Annotated in this window: 18 protein-coding genes; 6 read left to right on the top strand and 12 right to left on the bottom strand. The window is 43.6% G+C overall.

Annotation, left to right across the window (positions count from 1 at the left end; all coding sequences use genetic code 11):
• Positions 1 to 95: 95 nt before the first annotated feature.
• The 5 genes from ACTHPG_RS10655 to ACTHPG_RS10635 all read right to left on the bottom strand — a co-directional run bounded on the left by ACTHPG_RS10655 (position 96) and on the right by ACTHPG_RS10635 (position 3647).
• Complete coding sequence (locus ACTHPG_RS10655; protein ID WP_440389205.1) at positions 96 to 980, bottom strand: RCC1 domain-containing protein; 885 nt, start codon at positions 978 to 980, stop codon at positions 96 to 98.
• A 128-nt stretch (positions 981 to 1108) separates the two neighbouring features.
• Complete coding sequence (locus ACTHPG_RS10650) at positions 1109 to 1270, bottom strand: hypothetical protein (RefSeq protein WP_440389204.1); 162 nt, start codon at positions 1268 to 1270, stop codon at positions 1109 to 1111.
• A gap of 161 nt (positions 1271 to 1431) precedes the next feature.
• The gene (locus ACTHPG_RS10645) at positions 1432 to 2004 is read right to left on the bottom strand and encodes a GNAT family N-acetyltransferase (protein WP_440389202.1); all 573 of its coding nucleotides are present in this window, start codon (positions 2002 to 2004) and stop codon (positions 1432 to 1434) included.
• Positions 2005 to 2150: 146 nt separating this feature from the next.
• A complete protein-coding gene (locus tag ACTHPG_RS10640; protein ID WP_440389200.1) occupies positions 2151 to 2966 on the bottom strand; it encodes a pentapeptide repeat-containing protein in 816 nt (271 codons plus the stop codon).
• Between the two features lie 54 nt (positions 2967 to 3020).
• Positions 3021 to 3647: a TetR/AcrR family transcriptional regulator gene (locus tag ACTHPG_RS10635; RefSeq protein ID WP_440389198.1), complete on the bottom strand. Its 627-nt coding sequence runs from the start codon at positions 3645 to 3647 to the stop codon at positions 3021 to 3023.
• Positions 3648 to 3776: 129 nt separating this feature from the next.
• On the opposite strand from ACTHPG_RS10635, the gene ACTHPG_RS10630 reads away from it, so the two are divergent.
• Positions 3777 to 5345, top strand: a complete 1569-nt coding sequence (locus ACTHPG_RS10630; protein WP_440389197.1) for an FAD-dependent monooxygenase — start codon at positions 3777 to 3779, stop codon at positions 5343 to 5345.
• Between the two features lie 314 nt (positions 5346 to 5659).
• Here the strand turns inward: ACTHPG_RS10630 and ACTHPG_RS10625 are convergent, their stop codons facing one another.
• Both ACTHPG_RS10625 and ACTHPG_RS10620 read right to left on the bottom strand, forming a co-directional pair.
• Entirely contained in the window at positions 5660 to 6289 is a 630-nt protein-coding gene (locus ACTHPG_RS10625) for a sugar O-acetyltransferase (protein WP_440389196.1), read from the bottom strand.
• A 13-nt stretch (positions 6290 to 6302) separates the two neighbouring features.
• Positions 6303 to 7688: an MATE family efflux transporter gene (locus ACTHPG_RS10620; RefSeq protein ID WP_440389195.1), complete on the bottom strand. Its 1386-nt coding sequence runs from the start codon at positions 7686 to 7688 to the stop codon at positions 6303 to 6305.
• 135 nt (positions 7689 to 7823) lie between these two features.
• Between ACTHPG_RS10620 and ACTHPG_RS10615 the strand changes: the two genes are divergently transcribed.
• A complete protein-coding gene (locus tag ACTHPG_RS10615) occupies positions 7824 to 8720 on the top strand; it encodes an AraC family transcriptional regulator (protein WP_440389194.1) in 897 nt (298 codons plus the stop codon).
• Between the two features lie 81 nt (positions 8721 to 8801).
• On the opposite strand, the gene ACTHPG_RS10610 is transcribed toward ACTHPG_RS10615, so the two are convergent.
• Complete coding sequence (locus ACTHPG_RS10610; RefSeq protein ID WP_440389193.1) at positions 8802 to 9602, bottom strand: Cof-type HAD-IIB family hydrolase; 801 nt, start codon at positions 9600 to 9602, stop codon at positions 8802 to 8804.
• 252 nt (positions 9603 to 9854) lie between these two features.
• Positions 9855 to 10352, bottom strand: a complete 498-nt coding sequence (locus ACTHPG_RS10605; RefSeq protein ID WP_440389191.1) for an SMI1/KNR4 family protein — start codon at positions 10350 to 10352, stop codon at positions 9855 to 9857.
• Positions 10353 to 10702: 350 nt separating this feature from the next.
• On the opposite strand from ACTHPG_RS10605, the gene ACTHPG_RS10600 reads away from it, so the two are divergent.
• On the top strand, positions 10703 to 11104 hold the full coding sequence (locus ACTHPG_RS10600) for a collagen-like protein (RefSeq protein WP_440389190.1): 402 nt from the start codon (positions 10703 to 10705) through the stop codon (positions 11102 to 11104).
• Between the two features lie 68 nt (positions 11105 to 11172).
• On the opposite strand, the gene ACTHPG_RS10595 is transcribed toward ACTHPG_RS10600, so the two are convergent.
• Entirely contained in the window at positions 11173 to 12912 is a 1740-nt protein-coding gene (locus tag ACTHPG_RS10595; RefSeq protein ID WP_440389188.1) for an ABC-F family ATP-binding cassette domain-containing protein, read from the bottom strand.
• 277 nt (positions 12913 to 13189) lie between these two features.
• Between ACTHPG_RS10595 and ACTHPG_RS10590 the strand changes: the two genes are divergently transcribed.
• From ACTHPG_RS10590 to ACTHPG_RS10580, 3 genes are all read left to right on the top strand, one after another.
• On the top strand, positions 13190 to 14983 hold the full coding sequence (locus tag ACTHPG_RS10590; RefSeq protein ID WP_440389187.1) for a methyl-accepting chemotaxis protein: 1794 nt from the start codon (positions 13190 to 13192) through the stop codon (positions 14981 to 14983).
• A 188-nt stretch (positions 14984 to 15171) separates the two neighbouring features.
• Positions 15172 to 15423: a (4Fe-4S)-binding protein gene (locus ACTHPG_RS10585; RefSeq protein WP_440389185.1), complete on the top strand. Its 252-nt coding sequence runs from the start codon at positions 15172 to 15174 to the stop codon at positions 15421 to 15423.
• Positions 15416 to 15697: a GNAT family N-acetyltransferase gene (locus ACTHPG_RS10580; RefSeq protein WP_440389184.1), complete on the top strand. Its 282-nt coding sequence runs from the start codon at positions 15416 to 15418 to the stop codon at positions 15695 to 15697. Before ACTHPG_RS10585 ends, ACTHPG_RS10580 begins: the two co-directional genes overlap by 8 nt.
• Before the next feature lie 94 nt (positions 15698 to 15791).
• Here ACTHPG_RS10580 and ACTHPG_RS10575 read toward each other — a convergent pair whose 3' ends face one another.
• Both ACTHPG_RS10575 and ACTHPG_RS10570 read right to left on the bottom strand, forming a co-directional pair.
• Positions 15792 to 17459 (bottom strand): glycoside hydrolase family 13 protein, encoded by a 1668-nt coding sequence (locus ACTHPG_RS10575; RefSeq protein WP_440389182.1) that lies wholly within the window; start codon positions 17457 to 17459, stop codon positions 15792 to 15794.
• Between the two features lie 59 nt (positions 17460 to 17518).
• Positions 17519 to 19147, bottom strand: coding sequence for a glycoside hydrolase family 13 protein (locus ACTHPG_RS10570; RefSeq protein ID WP_440389180.1), 1629 nt, complete (start codon positions 19145 to 19147; stop codon positions 17519 to 17521).
• Positions 19148 to 19152 lie beyond the last annotated feature (5 nt).

The following is a 19152-nucleotide window of genomic DNA, read 5'->3' as shown; positions in this document are numbered from 1 at the left end:
TTCTATAGACTGTGGCTTATGGTCTCAACTCTGATATTCACGCCTAAGAACGCGGTTCTCTGGAACAAAAAATAACCGCTCTGTCAGGGTAGTCATTAGAGGATATGACTCCATTCACTTACATCACATTGTCCATAATCATTATTGCCCACAGCAATCAACGTGCCATCTGATTTCAGTCCAACCGTATGAGCACACCCTGCCGAAACAGCTCTAATTTGGTGCCAGTCACTAACATCGCATTGGTGATGTTTATTTGAACCCACAGCAACGATCGTACCGTCAGACTTAAGACCGACGGTATGATAACTGCCCGCTGCAACGGCCACAATGTCGAACCAGCCGCTTACGTTGCATGCCCCTTTGTTATTTCTACCCGCAGCCACTACCGTACCATCTGATCTGAGTCCAACCGTATGAAGATACCCTGCCGAAACACCCACGATATTGCTCCAGTCGTTTACGTTACATTGGGTATACTTATTGTTACCAACAGCTGTCACCGTACCGTCTAATTTCAAACCGACCGTGTGCCAGTCACCCGTCGTGACCGCTACAATATCATGCCAACTGCTCACGTTGCATTCACCTTCATTATTTCGCCCCACTGCAACCACCGTGCCATCTGATATAACCCCTACCGTACGGCACCAGCCTGCCGAAATAGTTATTATATCGCGCCACTGGCTTACATTGCATTGGTCATGCTTATTCCAACCTATGGCTGTTACCGTACCATCCGATTGAAGACCAACTGTGTGGGCATTCCCGGTGTTCGTAGCCATATGAACATTACCAGCAACAACTCCTACAATATGGGACCAATCGTTCACCTCACATTGCCCGCATTTATTATCACCCACGGCTGTGACTGTTCCGTCAGATTGAAGAGCCACGGTATGACGATGACCTGCCGCTACGGTGTCGTTACGGAGCCGTCTTGGATCCAACACCGTTTTTTTCCGTGAATCGTAGTCCATATCTTTCCTCCATAGCAATAATAAAAAACCTCAGATGAGATAGCCATTCTGAGGTTAATAAACTTAACTGTTTTTCTTCTATCCTTTTGGAGTCTGATTTGATATTCATGATTCATCTGACGATCACATCAGTTGTTTTCAATACCTTTAATAACTTCAACCTTTTTATCCCCTGCTGTCTTGGCTAACTCTGTCGTGGTACTGCCTTGGATAGCAACAATGACGCCAGAAGCCAGCATAGAAACGATTAAAGTTGTGCTGAGAGCCTTGGAAATTTTCTTCTTGACCATAAATAGACCTCCAATAGTTCATGATATTGTTCGAAACCAATATAAGCTATGATTCAGCTTTATGGGTGAATTACAATATTTCACTTTTTTGTGGGTTAATCCACCTGGTGATTGTATTATAGCGTATTGACAATGATTGTAAAAGGATTTTTGCTGAGAGACTAACTCTTCCGATAAGCAACCTTATGAAAATCTTGGATATATCGAAAAAGCTCCTCACCCTCATCAGACACCTGCGTGCTTCCATCCAGTGGCAACATCATCGCCTGATACGGTTCAGGTACCATTCGATATTGATGAACATAGGAGGTGAGGACAAACCCGTTATGTTGCCAAAACTGAATGCGTTCCTGATGAGCCTCTGTTGTCCCGGACTCCGCCTCGATGATTATGCCTCTGATCTCGTGTTCCCTTAACGCCCAATCTCTGATTTGCTTCAGCATCCAGGTTCCTACTCCCGACCCGCGAAGCTTCAGTTCAATCGCAAGGTAATCGATAATCAGGATGCGGTCTGCACCCTTCCCCACCAGTCCAGTAACAGCCATTGCAACCACTTCTCCATGATGCACGCCCGTGTGTAAATAACCAATGCGCCGATCCAGCATACTGCGAAGAATCGCTTTTGTCTTGGCGCCGCTTGGAAAAGCTTCATGGTAGATTCGTTCCATCCGTGCCCACAATGCTTCATCCCAAGCTTCTATTGTCATAAACTCTAATTCCAGCACTTGTTTCACCCCCAAATCCTCACTTGCATGGCAATCAGTCAACACCATCAAGACAACAGTAAGTACCCATAGCTCAAGGCCTACTAACTAACATCGCCATAACAAAGCTTAATGAAATCAAACTGTTCACGAAAGTAAAAAGCGGATTATTTGTGTCAATTCCTTTCGGTAATTTGAGAATCACCTTTTTGGTCAATATAACTAATGTGGATAAAATGGGTACATTCCAGACTACTGAAGAATCGTTCAACAAAAACATCACCATATATTTTCTTCATATGATTCATGTTAAAAATATATTGTTCCATATGCTCAAGCTTGCGCAGACTGCGTACCAGCATTTTTCGATCCTCTTCAGAGAGATTAGGGTCTGCTTCGATCTTCGTCAAAGCATTTTTCACACGTGCGGATACCTGTTCAACATAGAGATGGTTTTTGGAGTTTGGCGGAACACATAGCGTCAGGTCACAGCCCACAAAACGAACACCTTCAAGAATGCAGTTTTCAAAATTGGCGGTAAGCTTTTGTCTGCCTTGTCCCTCAAACGTAATATCCACTAGCTTGCCGGTAAAGGAACAATTGACGATATTTGCTGCTTGTAATATCCGGTCATTGAATCTACATTTAACAAAAGTACAGTCGATAAAGGTAGCATTCTCCAGTGTCATGCCTCTCATATCGCACGAGGAAAATTCGCAATTGGTAAAAACAGCTTCGTCTTTGGCAATACCTACTGAGCGCAAGTCGGAACGAATAAATGTACAATCACCAATCGTACTACCGGCAAAAAATCTCGCATTCGAAAGATCGCAGGTATCAAATACAAGCTGATGCAGGTTACAGTTCCAAAATATGGGTGAGCCCACATTCGAGTTGGTTATAGTCGTTCCATTTATCGTTTCGTGCTCGTACCTGACAATATCAGAAAATAATTCGTTGTCTACGGACACACCAGACTCAAGTCTTCTCATCCCAATCCCCCTATCATTTCTTCAGAATATGTCATCTGCCTGCGGCTGATTCTTTCAATGTGCATAAGCGCTAAGAAAGACACGTACGCCATCAGTGATGATACGTCTGGTTTGTTCTGCATCCATACTCCCTGTTCTTCTAGGTTGATTAAATACCAATAGAAACGTTAAAGCAGCGAAGTGTTTGGTAGCCATTTCAGGATCTGGCACATCGATTAATCCCTTTTGACCAAACTCTATAAACCGCCTCATGATTCCCTCTTCCGTTGCGTTATCCAGCCTTTCAAAAAAAGAGTCTGGCAGGTTGGCTTCTTCCACCATAACCAGCCGGATCAAAGCCATGTAATCGGCCGAACCGTTCGCGGAAGCCACAATCTGTTCGCAGAATAAGATGAGTGCCTGCTGCAGATCCTCGAATTCCAAGAGATGGTCTGTAATCCCTTGCTCAATCATCTCCAGAACGGCCATACTGGATTCTTCCACAACGGCAAGCAGCAGGTTCTGCTTGTCGCCATAGTAATCATACACTGTCCGTTTGGAAACTCCCGCTTGAGCTGCGACCGCATCCATGCTGGACCGATCAAATCCTTCTGAAAGAAACAGGTCTCGTGCTGCCACTGTAATTTTGGCTCGTTTGTCAGCAGAGCCTTTGCGGATTGTCTTTTTTTCCGTCATACCCATTCTTATGTTGCCCCCTATAGGTTTACGATCTGATATTAACTAGAATCAAAGCTTTGTTTACAAACTACACTGCACGGTGTAGTATAGCAAACGTAGCATATTAAATCAATAATCAAGGAGGATTGTACCATGAATACCAAGCGGTCTTTTGTTGATGTTCTCATTGTCGGGGCCGGACCTACAGGGCTTACACTTGCCTGCGATCTTGCCCGTCGAAACGTTGACCATCGCATTATTGAACGAAGCTCCGTATATAACGTTGCCTCTCGCGCGAAAGGAATCCAGCCTCGCTCGCTTGAAGTCGTCGATGATTTGGATGCCGTTCAATACATCACTGACACTGGTGCTGTAGATTTGCCTGTTCGTTATTATACCGCAGATGGAAAAAGTGTGGAAAAGCCGACGATTACTGTTGCAGCCAGCGCCGAACTGGAAACTCCCTATCGTGATCCGGTCTGGATTGCTCAATTTGATGTGGAAAAAGCACTGCGTGATCGGTATACAGAGCTTGGCGGTCAAGTTGAGTTAGGCATGGAAGCTGTGGGGCTGGTTCAGGATGTGGATGGAGTAACGGTAACCGTGAATTCACCACAGGGAGAAGAACACATTCGCGCTCGTTATGTCGTTGGCTCAGACGGGGGAAAAAGCAATATCCGCAAGTTTATTCACTTACCGCTGGTTGGGAAAACACATGATCATGAGCGCTGGTATCTAGGCGATGTACGATTGGAAGGGTTGGATCGTGGCCATATCCATATCTGGACATCTTCAGAGGGAATGGTCGGGGTGACACCGCTGCCGAAATCCGATATTTGGCAGCTACAGGCTACAATTCCGGAAGACATCGAAGAACCGGAGCAGCCGTCGCTGGAAGCATATCAAGCCATGTTTGACCGCAGGGCCGGGGCCGGACGTGTTCAGTTCACGGATGCTTCCTGGCTCTCCATTTACCGGGTCAACATTCGGATGGTTGAACGTTACCGCAATGACCGGGTATTTCTTGCCGGCGATGCTGCTCATGTTCATTCACCAGCCGGCGGACAAGGCATGAATACGGGGATGCAGGATGCGTACAACCTCGGCTGGAAACTGGCTGCTGTGCTACGGGGAGCGGACACCGCCTTACTCGACACGTACGATGAGGAGCGTCGCCCAGTGGCTCAAGCCGTGCTTGATGACAGCACGAAGAAGATGGGAGTGGTCATAGGAACAGCGACTGAAGGCGGTGGCTTGTCTCAAACTTTGAGCACCATATCTGATGATCTGACGAGCGGGCTTCTGATTTCTTATCGGTCAAGTTCTCTAATCCGTCCGTCTGCTCTGACACATAATACCTGCTGTTTATGTCCTGGCGATCGTGCTCCTAATGCTACAGGTCTGCAAGGCACCGGGTTTGCAGGAAGCATCTTCGACCTGTTGCGTGGTCCACACTGGACGCTTTTGGTTTTTGCAGACCGCACCCATCCTTCGCTGGAAAACTTCACTACCAATGAACTCCATGTGCATTATATCCTGCCATCGAATGTAGTGGGAGCGGAAGGCGTAACAGACACAGCAGGCAATGCCTATCGAATTTACGATGTAACAAGTGAAGAACTCATATTGATTCGTCCCGACGGTTACATCTCACTGCGTACATCCATGGATGAACCCGCAGCGATTTCGAATTACTTGAATTCCATCTATCGCGCAAACTGATTTGCACAATGGAATATGGGTCTTGTCTTCGCTTGGGGGCAAGAACATATTCCGATCAAATGCACGAATCGACGGCTCGATTTATTTCTTGAACCAGTCTATAGCCTTCACTTTACTCCATCAGAAGAAATATCGTTATGATAGTTATCTTCATCATAGTAATGTTCAAACGTTCTATTCATTTTACTAGCTATGAAATGGGTTCGGCGGGAATGAACAATGGCTCCAATGACAAAAAACAGAGATAACAATGTAGTAAAAGCATATATGATAGTCATAGACAAACTCCTTTCTAGGAGGTGAAAGTCACTTCTTTACCATTCAACCTGATCAAATCGCATGTCTTTATAGTAGAACTCTCGATCCTGTTCCGTAATCTCACGAAGAACTCTGCATGGATTGCCAACAGCGATTACGTTTGCAGGCACATCCTTGGTTACGACACTGCCAGCACCAATGACACTGCCCCCGCCAATCGTGACTCCTGGTAGAATAATCGCTCCGCTTCCAATCCACGCTCCATCTTCAATAACGACGGGTAGTGCAAACATCCCGCCTTCTTTGCGCTTCTCAGGGTGTACAGGATGACTCGTTACAGCAATCGTTACATTTGGGCCAAACATGACATCATTCCCAATGGTTACTTTATAGTCATCCACCACGGTTAGATTGAAATTGATATATACATTATTTCCTACGGTGGTATTTGATCCGTATGACATGCGGAGCGGAGGTTCCATCCATACATTCTCGCCCATGCTACCAAAAAGCTGTTTCATTAAGGCTTGGCGCTTCTCCACCTCATCTGGATGCAAATTATTGATTTCATGACATAGTGCCTTACCTCGCTGACGTGCTTTGGCTAATGCTTTTGCTTCTTTCGGATAATTCGCATCATTATCTGTAAACAATTGTTTGCTCGCCATTCGTTCTTGAATATTCATATACTCTTCTCCTTTATCCCTGGTTAAGATCAGGTTTCTTAAAGTTTCTAGTTAAGTTGTTCAGCCACTTATACTGACGATATCGTGCCAAAGCAATAGGCAGTTTGATCAACTCGTCCAAGCTAATGATGACGTATAACAATATGGGAGACACTTGCCAAACAAAAGCGCTCAGGTAACTAAGTGGAAGAATAATAAACCACATGACAACCATGTCGCACCATAATCCGAACTTGGCATCTCCACCAGCCGGGAATATACCTGCTATCGTTGTGGAGTTAAACGACTTCGCGATACAATAATATGCACTAATGTATAACATGCCATCCAGATAGCTTTGAGCGGTTGGACTCAGATTGACGATGGAGTAAACCAAAGGTTTAATAAGCAAGATGGTACAGCCTGCAACGACTCCAAAAATGAAAGCATAATAACACATATGGTTACCCGCATACTTTGCTTTCTCCATTTCACCCTGTCCAAGATACTTTCCAATTAGTACAGACCCCCCGGTGGCTATGCCGCCACAGAGAACAACCGCCAAGTTCTTGACTACAGATGCGATAGAGTTCGCTGCAACCATATCGGAGTTCACATGACCTATAATGGCCGCCGTAGCGGTAAGCGCTCCTCCCCATACGATATAATTTCCCTGCACAGGCAGTGTATATTTCAAGAAATCCTTCAATAAACTACGCTGCGTACGGTCACGTATAGGCAAATGAAAACGAATGGTTCCCTTGGTTAAGGAGTGAAGCACACAACATGCCAGTTCAATCGTACGTGCCAACACCGTGGCAAGAGCAACAGCCGCAATCGCAAGTTCCGGATTGGATGGGAACAGGATAAAAATGCAAATGGCATTAAACAAAATGTTTAAGACCAAACATAAAGAACTGATCCACGCACTGAGTTTTGCATTTTCCATACTTCGAATCACACTCAGATACATCTGCGATAATCCCATTACGAGGTAAGAAAAGGAATTGAACTGTAAGAACCTTGAACCATATTGAATCAATTCAGGATCATTGGTGAACAAGTGCATTAGTGCTTCGGGAATCAGGAAGGAAGACAGGAAAAACAGGATCGATATGCATAAGGAGCATACACAGGCGATACTCAGAATGCGCTGTATGGTTAGTGTATCCTTCTTTCCCCAGTACTGAGCGGTGAGGATACTGGCCCCGGCTGACAACCCCATATAAAATAATGTTAATGTGAAGGTGATTTGTCCTGCGAGCGATACGGCCGCCATTGCCGATTGACTCATCATACCCAACATGATCACATCAACAGATATCACCGTTGCTGATATTAGATTCTGTAATGCAATGGGGATGACAAGCGATATTAACTCTCGATTAAAGTCACGTTTGCCGAAACCTTGAAGTTGCATGTGTTTTCTCACCTCCATCTGTCCTCTCTGTTGTTTTCAATAATATAAGAATAGGATACATTGATTGTTGTTTCCATCAATATTGGCTATACTTTTATTAATATCGTATACATTTGTATAAAGAAGGGATTCACAATGACAGATCTAGAGGTGTTCTCTGATTTATCAGAACGGTTGGATTATAATCTTCCTGATTTACCCCTGTATATCCGCAAAGGAAGCCTTCATCAATTTAATAATCATGCAGCAGTTGCACATTGGCATGTGGATCTGGAGTTTATCTACATATTAAAGGGATCGATGAATTTCTCTGTTAATGGACGTATCACTCGATTGCATCAAGGAGATGGACTTTTTGTGAATAGCCAACGCTTGCATTATGGTTACGCTGTTACGGATCACGACGATTGTTCGTTCCTAGTGGTCGTTATTCATCCCTCTATCCTTGGTGAGAAAACTTCGTATCTTCAGACGTACTGGGAGGAGAAGTTCAGTTCCAGAATGGCTGATTTTGTTGTGCTCACGGAGCAGATAACCTGGCAACAAGACATCGTACAGTCCATTCAGGAACTCTATCGGGAGATGCACAGGGAACATACGCCTCCCAATCCACTTCGTTTGGTATCCCAGGCGTTGTCGTTGTGTGCTACAATTGGCGATCAGTTAAAGCCTGTTTCCGGTCAGCCAGGCATATTAACACATGTTCAGGAAATGACTCAATTTATTCACCAGAACTATGACCAGAAGATAACGCTTGAGGAGATCGCATCTGCCGGAGCGGTTTGCAGAAGCCGTTGTTGCCAATTATTTAACAAATATGTGGGTCAATCACCGAGCAACTATGTCACGCAGTATCGACTTCAGAAAAGCTGTGAAATGTTAAAAGAAACACGGAGATCCATTAGTGAAATTGCACTTGCCTGTGGTTTTCAAAGCTCCAGTTATTTTTCATCCATTTTTCGTAAACAAATGGGTCTGGTTCCGCAACATTATCGCAAACAAGTTACGAGCAACGAATCGGACTCCAAGTAACGTTTTTTATCCAATGAAAATAAGGCAATCCAATGATTGCCTTACCGATTCGGATATGCAATACCTGTTGACAGACAAGTATTACTGCAAATCCAGTATTTTTTGAACCGTTAGAAGAACGCCATTCTCTTCATTGGATTTCGTGATGAAATTTGCTGCCTTTTTCGTATTATCACAAGCATTACTTACTGCAAAACTATATTTGGCGATGGCCATAAGCTCTACATCATTCTCACCGTCACCAAATGACATCGTCTCCTCATAAGTGACACCCAACATGTCTTGCAGCTTCTTCACCGTCTCTCCTTTATGTGTGTGCAATGCCGTAATATCCAGCCATTTAGCCTCGGAGTCAACAATGTAAATCTGTCCCATCATTGTACCCTCCACATGTGCTCTTAATGCTGTACTGCGTCCTTCCGTATCAAAAACCGTAATTTTGATAAAACGAGTTTCGATCGTTTCAAATGAATCTGTTTTTACTACGCGTTCATAAGAGCTCTTAACCACCTTGTACATCTCTTCTGAAATGGAAGAATGAACGTAAGCAGCATCACTTGCACATACGATGAGAGTCATCGTTTTGTCAAAGTCCTGAATTCGATCAATCGCCTTCAAGGCGAGATCCTTATCCATGCTGAACTCTTTGACAACTTCACCATCTTTTTTAATTCGAGCAGCACTATCACCCAGGATCCAAACACCTTTTCCGTGCTCATCAAACAGTTTCTCTACACGTTCACATTGTTTCCCGGTACATGCGACAAAGGTGACTCCTTGTTGCTGCATCTCTGCGTACACTTTTTTGAAGAGTTCGACATTGTACGAACCTTTGTTGTTGAGGAACGTTCCATCCAAATCAGTTACTACCAGTTTTATCATCGTTATGACCTCCATATTTTAGTATGTCCTGTTTGTCCTTCGGATTGAGACCGCAAACTTCATTCAAACACTTTATAATGTATATTTAATAAGTGTTCAAAAAAAGAGATCTATCGGGAGTTACCTGAAAGATTATGTGATCTCTCTCTACAAAGCAAGATTAAAATATGTAACTGGTTACATGTCAACATATATTTTGAATTTAACATGAATATCATTGCCGCCGCAAAAAGATGATTGCAGTCTATCCGCTCATTCTAGAACGATTGAACTGGTCATAATACGTTGCAAAAAATCATCTAAATGGTCTGCGACTTTGGTGACTTCTTCAAATTCAGGTTCTTCTCCATGCACAATTGAACCTATCTCGTTAAACAGATCAATCGCGTAGAACGAATATCCTCCATGAACAGAGATGACAATTGGCAGATAATGATCCCACCATGTCTTAATCTCTGATGACCATTGATCATCTCCAGCTGCTGCTTCCAAGCTGAGTAATTCAAATTCACTCCATCGAAATGCCGTATCTGCGCTGTGATTATATTCATCTTCACACAGGAACCATGTCTGCTCACTAGATGAAATACATTGTTTTACTACACGTAATAATTCTAAATATTGATCAGGAATGTTATTATATCTGATCCTCACATCCAGATCTAAATTTAAATCACGATCTGCTTTGAAGCTAATTGTCCAGCCGTTGGTTTCAGCCCAAGTTAGAAATTCATGGATTTTACTCTTCACTGTGCACCTTCTTCCTCCTCATATCGTACAAGCTGAGAAATGAATATATTCGCCCGAAAGGTGACCCTCTGAATGTATGTTGGGGTCTACGGCATTTTCGTCTCTTTCCATGTCTTTGTTTTGATTAAATCCATTTTACCATTTTTTGCTCGGTTGTATAAACAATAGAACCAACTCTTCGTTTATTGCTTGGGCAACAGGATTTATCGTCAGAAGAATTATTCAAGCTACTGGAGAACCAGCGGATGCTCCTTCACCATAGTTCAAATATAAAATCTGGGCTCCCACCCATTCCCCTGTTCAATTGCCTACATACAATACATTAGACTAATGAACAGGAGTGATGCGATATGACATTTTTACCTCCTTTTGGACCTGGCGGAGGATTTGGCGGACCTTGGGGACCCGGAGGACCTGGTGGACCTGGTGGACCTGGTGGACCTGGGGGAATGCCAGGTCCTCCATCGTTCCCCGGAGGTGGAGGCGGCGGACCACAAGGCGTGCAGGCACCTAGCGGGCCGCCACCATCATTCACTCCACAGCAACCCGCTACTTTGTTTGCGGTAGATCCAAGAGCTATCTCCGGCTGTCTGTTTCGGTACACATACATCTGGCCGGATCGGGGTCCCGGCTTCTGGATGTACCCGGTATTTGTAGGTAGAAATTCGGTGGCTGGGTTCCGCTGGAATGGCTTCTTTTGGTTATACACCGGCATCGATCTGCAGCGAATCAGTTCGTTTAGCTGTTTCTAGAAGAAATCCCCCTGTATACGGATCATTCCGCGTACAGGGGGATTTAGATTTATGAACTATTTATTTGTCTAAAGCAACTTAATCAGCTTTTCCAGTTCATCAACCAAACTTTTTGCAAGTTCAAAATTAGTATCTTTCAAAGCCAATTCGATTTTCATTTCAACAGACTTTTTCTGTTGTTCCGTTTCCAGATAGTTCTCATCGAAATGACTCGTATATATCATCTCTCTAAATTCTTCTATACTCATTTTAGTAATCGTTTTGTCCTCAATAATCAAAACATAATCCATACCATTCACAACAGAATAGAAATCATGAGAAATCATGAGAATTGCACCTTTGTAGTCCTCAATAGCTTTTTCCAATGCGATTTGTGAATAGATGTCTAAATGGCTTGTCGGTTCATCCAAAAGCAACACGCTCGCTTGACTGGCAGCAACTTTGGCCAATTGAAGCATATTTTTTTCGCCACCAGATAGAGATTCTATCTTCTGATCAAGGATTTCTCCTTCGAAGCCATAGTGCAAAAGATGAGATCTAATCTCATCATACGTTTGGAACCCGGCATCAATAAAGTCGTTTAGTATAGTATTCGAATCCTTGAGCATTTCGCCTTGGAACTGAGATAAATAAGCCATTGTAGCCTCAGCATGTATTTCAATGGAATCCTGATTATTTTGGAAGATTTCTCGAAGTAACGTCGTCTTCCCAGTACCGTTTGGACCGATCAGAGCTACCTTGTCTGTCGATTTGATCTCAAAGTTCACATTTTCCAAAAGCAACTCGTCAAAGGAAACGCTATAGTTATGGACGTTAACCACAACGGTGTCTTCCATTTCCTTATCCATACCAAAACGGATATTTGGCTGCTTGATATCGACAAAGGGTTCTTTAATTCGACGTGCTTCCAATCTCTCTTGAAACCTGACTCTGGCTTTTAACGCTCTGCCTCTGGAGGCTTCCGAGTTATACGTGGCGATCTCTCTAAGATTGTCGATGATGTGGTCGTATCTTTCAATTTCTTCAGCTTCAGCAACCGCGATTTCTTGCAGCTCGATCTTAGTCTGAAGCAGCGAGAAGTTATAATCAATGTATCGCCCGTCAAACTCTTGGATCTCCGTGTTTTCAAGGTGTATTATTTTATTGAAACAATGGTTCAACAGATAGCGGTTATGCGTAACAACGAGCAGCATACCCTTGTGGGAATTAATTAATTTTTTAAGTGCGTTTAGATTTTCGAAGTCTAAAAATACATCGGGTTCGTCCATGATCATTAAGTCAGGGCGACTCAGCATTTCCTTCATCACTTGAATAAGTTTGAATTCCCCGCCGCTTAATTCGGATACATCCAGATCTTTTAGCTTCATGAGGTTGGCCAGATTTAGCTGCTTATTAATGGTATTCTCGTAATTATCCCCATCCATTGCCTCGAAGGCATCCAAAGCCAATTGAACCTTTTCCATCAACGAATCCATATCGGTTGTAGTGGCCATTTCAGCATAAAGGGCTGTGATTTTATCTTGTATCTTGATGAATTCTTCTCCGATATATTCAAAAACGGTCATTTCTTTCGCGCTGTCGACTTGCGAGAACTGACTCACGTACCCAATTCTGCAATCCGGGTCAATCTCTAACTTGCCATCGAACAAATATCTTTCCGGATCCATCAATATATCAATCAGTGTACTTTTTCCACTGCCACTCGTTCCTATAAAAGCGCAATGTTGCGCCTCTTCAAGTGTAAACGAAATGTCTTGATATAGTTCTTTTTGTGGAAACGAGAAGGATAAGTTATCAACTTTTATCATAGTGTTACCTTTCTTTATAACTAAATTGGTGAGTATTATTAAATAATTTGTCGAACACAGACTTTTAGAGTAACACTGTTTACCACCAAGTACAATCCATTTATAGCCCTTACCCTCACTGAAAAATTCGAATACTTTCTCAAGTATGTCTCTTTCAACCTTTATGTATATACAAATTCAGAATTAGTCTTCATTTCCCCCTTCAATGTTACGATAAATAGTATGGGGTTTTGCAAACAAACCATATTGCTTTATTACATCCAAGGGGGAACAGAACTTGAGACAGACTCGCAAAAAAAAGATGGATTTAAGATTTAAGCTGTATTTGATCATTCTGGTTCCATTACTGGCCATGGGCGGCCTTATCATGTGGACAACCATCGACTCCAGTAAAAATGCATCTGTAATGACCATGCAGCATAAGAATCAGCAGTTAGCAGTAAATACCGCCTCCCTGCTAGGCCAGGAATCGGAATCAATCAAGACATTATCCTCTATGGCTTCAGAGGAAAGCGATGAATACAAAAGACTTAGAGACGAACTCGTTAAAGTCCGGCTTCAATCGGGGGCCCTCTATGTATATATGTATAACAAAACGTCAGACGGGTGGATTTACACGGTAGATGGGGCAGATTGGGACGACGGGGAATATAGCTCTTACGGGACGGCAATGGAATTCAATCCCCAGATTCAGGAACGCCTGTTAAGCGGTGAAGTTGTTACTACAGGCATTGTGGACGATCCAACCTGGGGCCAGCTTCTCTCCTCCTTTACACCGATCAAGGATTCACAAGGTGAAGTTATTGGCTATCTGGGCATTGATATTTCGGCTGCAGCAGTGAATCAAGTGTCCGCTGAATCGGTGAATCATGCGTATCGGACCATTATTCCGTTTTTCGTGGTTGTATTGATTCTATCGCTGGTCATGATGCTGTTGGTGGTAAGAGGCATCCTTAGACAAGTACGCGATATTAAGTCGAGCCTCGAACAGGTCGCGGATGGGAATCTCAAAGTTGTATCCACACATATGACCAACGATCAGCTCGGCGATATCAGTGATCTGATTAATGTCATGATTGCGCAATTGACGAACATACTGACGGGCATTCAGCAAGGGTCGAATACGCTGCAGAATTCCTCGACAAATATTGCGGAAACGGCTCAGACGAACCAACGTCAGACGGAAGAACTCTCCAGAGCAATCGAGGAAATCGCCATTGGCTCCATGAAACAGGCTGAAGAGACAGAACACTCCGTCCAGCATTCGGAGAACCTCGGCAGAATTATGGATGAAGTAGGTTCCTATGTGCATCAGTTTACCCATACATCAGAGCAGCTGTCTGCCGTACAAATGCAAGTTACACGTGAACATGAAGTTTTGCTTAAAAAAGGCCGGGAGAATGCCAAGCGGGTTGAGCATCAGCAGGAAATATCCAGTTCTTTGACCACTCAATCGGAACTCGCTTCCTCCATTAGTGGACAAATCCACAGTATCCTGAAACAAACCCAGATTCTATCGCTGAATGCTTCCATCGAGGCAGCCCGCGCTGGCGAGGCAGGTAAAGGCTTTGCAGTCGTTGCTGGTGAAATGGGACAACTCGCTCAGCAATCGGAACGTTCAATCCAGGAGATTGATGAGATTCTGAGTTCGTTTGTTCAAGAGATCCACCGGATGGGCAGCCATTTTGAAGCGAATATGGTGGCGGTCAAGGAGCAGGAAGAACAGATCGCTGATTGTCTCCAGGCGTTCCGACAAGTTAGCCGCTTATCAACTGAAGTGCACGAGCTTGCTCAGCGTTTGGAAAATCGTACAATGAATATGCATTCTATTCGTCAGGAAGTGGAACAGCACTTAAGCTATATCGCCTCTGCAACGGAGGAAACTTCGGCCATGGCTGAAGAAGTAACGGCCAGTGCTGAGGAGCAGCAGCGATCGGCGAGTGAACTGTCGAACATCTCCGGGCAGCTCGCCGGCCTTGCTGGCAACCTCAAATCATATTCCGATCAATTTCAGATCGAAGCCACTAAACCAGTTCCTCATCTCATCAAGGATGAGTCTCTCACTGATTGAGAAAGGAAATTTCTGTGCAAACGAGACGAGCGCCTACAGCATACATCAACGTATTAGATAATTCGTCACGTTGACTAATTCATGATTCCTCATTTATAATTCGGACATTGAGAGCCGGAGATGGCTTGCCATGAAATCCTGGAATAAGGATCTGTAAACAAACTCAACAGTGAAAGATGTGAGGAAATATGAGCAAACAAAAGTTGTACTACGGTAAAGATATCGAAGTCATGTTTAATTCGGATGTCTGCATTCATTCCGGTATTTGCGTAAAGGGTCTTCCTGCTGTTTTTGATTTGAGCAAACGTCCTTGGGTTGATCCCGATGGTGACACTTCGGAGGCCATTGCCCGGCATATTGATACATGTCCGAGCGGAGCATTGACGTACAAGCTTCTGAACGATGAATTCTCAACAAAGAAAGAGGATGAACATGCATAATGTAGAACATGAAGCTGCCAATAAAAGATTTCTTATTCAAGATAAAGGCGACATTGCTGCAGTGATGACGTATGTAATCTCAAGTCCGGAGCTGTACATTATTGATCACACATTGGTCGAAAATGCATATCGCGGACAAGGACTTGGCGATGAGCTCATCAAAGCTATGGTGGAATACGCGCGGGAAAACGGCATTAAGATTTTACCATTATGTCCTTTTGCCAAGGGACGTTTCGAGCGTATCTCTGAATATGCGGATGTTCTCCATCAGTAACACTAGGGCTAATATTTGCAGCTGATTTTTATATGCTTACACAACAATAAAAGGCGCTATATCATTCAAACCATGATATAGACGCCTTTTTTGCTTATATTTGATTGCTTAAACCAACAATGGTTTCGAACGGTCGCAACACGAGTGGCAGCATGCCATTCTCATAGTTGGTAAGCCAGATTTCTGAGAAGTTCAGGCCAAGCTGATCTTCCTCAAGTTCCACGATGTGTTCAGTAAGATTGATGAGTACCAACACCTTTTGGTCTGCCAGTGTACGTGTATATGCATATACACTCGGATGATCCGGCATGAGAAGTTCATAGATCCCATAAGTCAACGTATCGTGTTTTTTTCGCAGCTGAATCATTTGTTTGTAAAAGTGAAGGATGGAACGCGGTTCCTGCAGTTGTTTCTCTACATTAATATTGATGTAATTGTCATTCACCTTCAGCCATGGCGTACTCGTGGTAAACCCGGCTTCTGTGGCCGAAGTCCATTGCATCGGCGTTCTGGAATTATCACGACTTGAAGCCCAGATGATGTTCATGATTTCCTCATGGGACATCCCCTCTTCACGTTTGATCTGATATAGATTCCGATCAGCTATGTCGTTATAGTCTTCTATGGAAGGATAAGCCACATTAGTCATGCCTATTTCTTGCCCTTGATATATGAAAGGTGTACCTTGCATAAAAAAGTACATCGCTCCAAGCGCTGTGGCACTTTCATACCAATACTTTGTGTCATTTCCCCAAGATGAAACTTTGCGCGGCTGATCATGATTTTCAATAAACAAAGCATTCCAGCCGATGCCTTCCAGTGATTTTTGCCACTTGGTCAAGACGTTTTTCAATTTGGGAACATCCAGTTGCCTGTCTGTGCTGTTGTTCCAAAGGTCCAGGTGTTCGAATTGGAAGACCATATTAAATTTCCCTCTGACTTCACAGATCCAATCAAGCAAATCTTCCTGGTCCTCCACTTTAACTCCGTTCGCTTCACCAACAGTCACGACGTCATATCTGGATAATGTGTTCTCTTTCATTTCTTGCAGATAACTCTGGATTCCCTTCACATTCATATGCTTTTCAAAAGACGAGATGTATTTGACGCCTTCCCTGATGGGCATATCCAATAAGCCCTCTTCTTTGTGAATATGGCTGATTGCATCGACACGGAAACCATCAATTCCTTTATCCAGCCACCAATTCATCATTTCATATATGGATTTCCGAACTTCTGGATTTGCCCAATTCAAGTCCGGTTGTTTTTTGGAGAACAGATGGAGATAGTACTGTCCGGATGCTTCATCATATTCCCAGGCAGAACCGCCAAAGATGCTCTCCCAGTTATTCGGTTCGTCTCCGTTCTTCCCATCTCTCCAGATGTACCAATCTCGTTTGGGGTTATCCAGCGAAGCTCTGGATTCGATAAACCATGGGTGTTCGTCACTTGTATGATTGATTACCAAGTCCATAATAAGTTTCATGCCGCGGTGATGCACTTCATGCAGTAATTGGTCAAAGTCTGCCATCGTACCGAATTCATCCATAATGGAACAGTAATCACTGATGTCATAACCATTATCATCATTGGGTGACTTATACATCGGGCAGATCCAGATCAGATCAATACCGAGATCTTGAATATAATCCAGTTTGGATATGATACCCTTAATGTCACCAACCCCGTCTCCGTTGGAATCCATAAAACTTCTCGGATAGATTTGATAGGCTACTGCTTCTTTCCACCATACTCTTTTCATTGAATATAATCCTTCTTTCTTGAGAACTGAACATGATATAACGTATTACGTATTATGCTTTAACTATGACTAAGGTACATTCTTGCTTCATATGGTCGTAATATGCTCTCTGAGTGCTCACCTGCATAATTGGATATCAAAAGCTGATTGGACGCTGTTAACTGTTCCTTAAGTGAGAGTTCGATCGTATTCCCCTGGAAATTGCATACCACTAGAATCGTAGTACCATTCAACGTGCGGGTATAGGCAAACACGTCTGGGTTCTCTGGAAAGATCAGCTCATAATCACCATATACAATGACTTCATGATCTTTTCGTAATTGAATTAACTCCCGGTAATAATGGAATATGGATTCAGGGTTATTCAAACTTTCCTCGGCATGGATATGCATATAATTCGGATTCACCTTAATCCAAGGTTCCCCTTGTGTAAAACCTGCGTTATCGGAAGCATCCCATTGCATCGGTGTGCGTGCATTATCACGTCCCTTGGCATAGATCGACTCCATTACGCTTCGTTCAGGATAACCTTTCCCCATTCTTTCCTTATAAAAGTTCAGCAATTCAATATCCCGATACTCCTCGATCGCATATTGAACATTGGTCATACCCAATTCTTCACCCTGATAAATGTAAGGTGTGCCTTGCATGCCATGAAGAAGGGTAGCCAACATTTTAGCCGATTCAATTCGGAATTCTCCGTCATTTCCCCAACGGGACACAATGCGAGGCAAATCGTGGTTGTTCCAGAATAGACTGTTCCATGCATCGCCCCCCAGCTCCGTCTGCCATTTGGACAACACTTTTTTCAGTTCCAGCACATCCAAAGGTTTAAGATCCCACTTTCCTTTGCCTTCCTGTTCATCCAAGCCGATGTGTTCAAATTGGAAGACCATTGAGAACTCACTGCCATCCGGATTGCTGTACAGTTTGGCGATCTCTGGAGTAGCGCCCCATGTTTCTCCAACCGTTAACAGGTCATCCGCCTTTTGAAACGTTGCTTTGCTCAGTTCCCTGATATATTTATGCAAATTAGGTCCATTACCTGTAATCTTTGCATCCGGTTCTTTGCCAATTAAGTCGATAACGTCAAGTCGGAAACCACCAACACCCTTGTCGATCCACCAATTGATCATGTCGTATATCTCTTGCCGGACTTTTGGGTTTTCCCAGTTGAGATCTGGCTGTTTGACGGAAAATAGATGCAAATAATATTGCCCGATCTCAGGCACCCATTCCCAGGCTGAACCGCCGAAAGTGGAACCCAAGTCGTTCGGAGGTGTTTTTTCAACACCATCTCTCCAGACGTAGTAGTCATGGTACGGATTGTCTTTGCCTTTTTTGGCTTCTTGAAACCATGGGTGTTCATCCGATGTATGGTTCAACACCAGATCCATGATGATCCGAATATTTCGTTTCTTGGCTTCAAGAATTAACGTTTCCATATCTTCCAAAGACCCAAACATCGGATCGATATCCTGATAATCTGAAATATCATAACCGTAATCATCCTGAGGAGACTTGCAAACAGGTGATAACCAGATCGCACCAATGCCGAGTTCTTGCAAATAATCCAATCGGGATACAATACCCTTCAAGTCGCCGATACCATCTCCGTTTCGATCTTGAAAGCTCCGTGGATATATTTGATACACAACGGTTTCTTTCCACCATTTTTTATTTTCCATGTTCA

This window comes from Paenibacillus sp. SAF-068, assembly GCF_051967555.1.
Classification (GTDB): Bacteria; Bacillota; Bacilli; order Paenibacillales; family Paenibacillaceae; genus Paenibacillus.
Note: the sequence above shows the minus strand (reverse complement) of the source record. Positions and strands in the feature narration are given on the sequence as shown.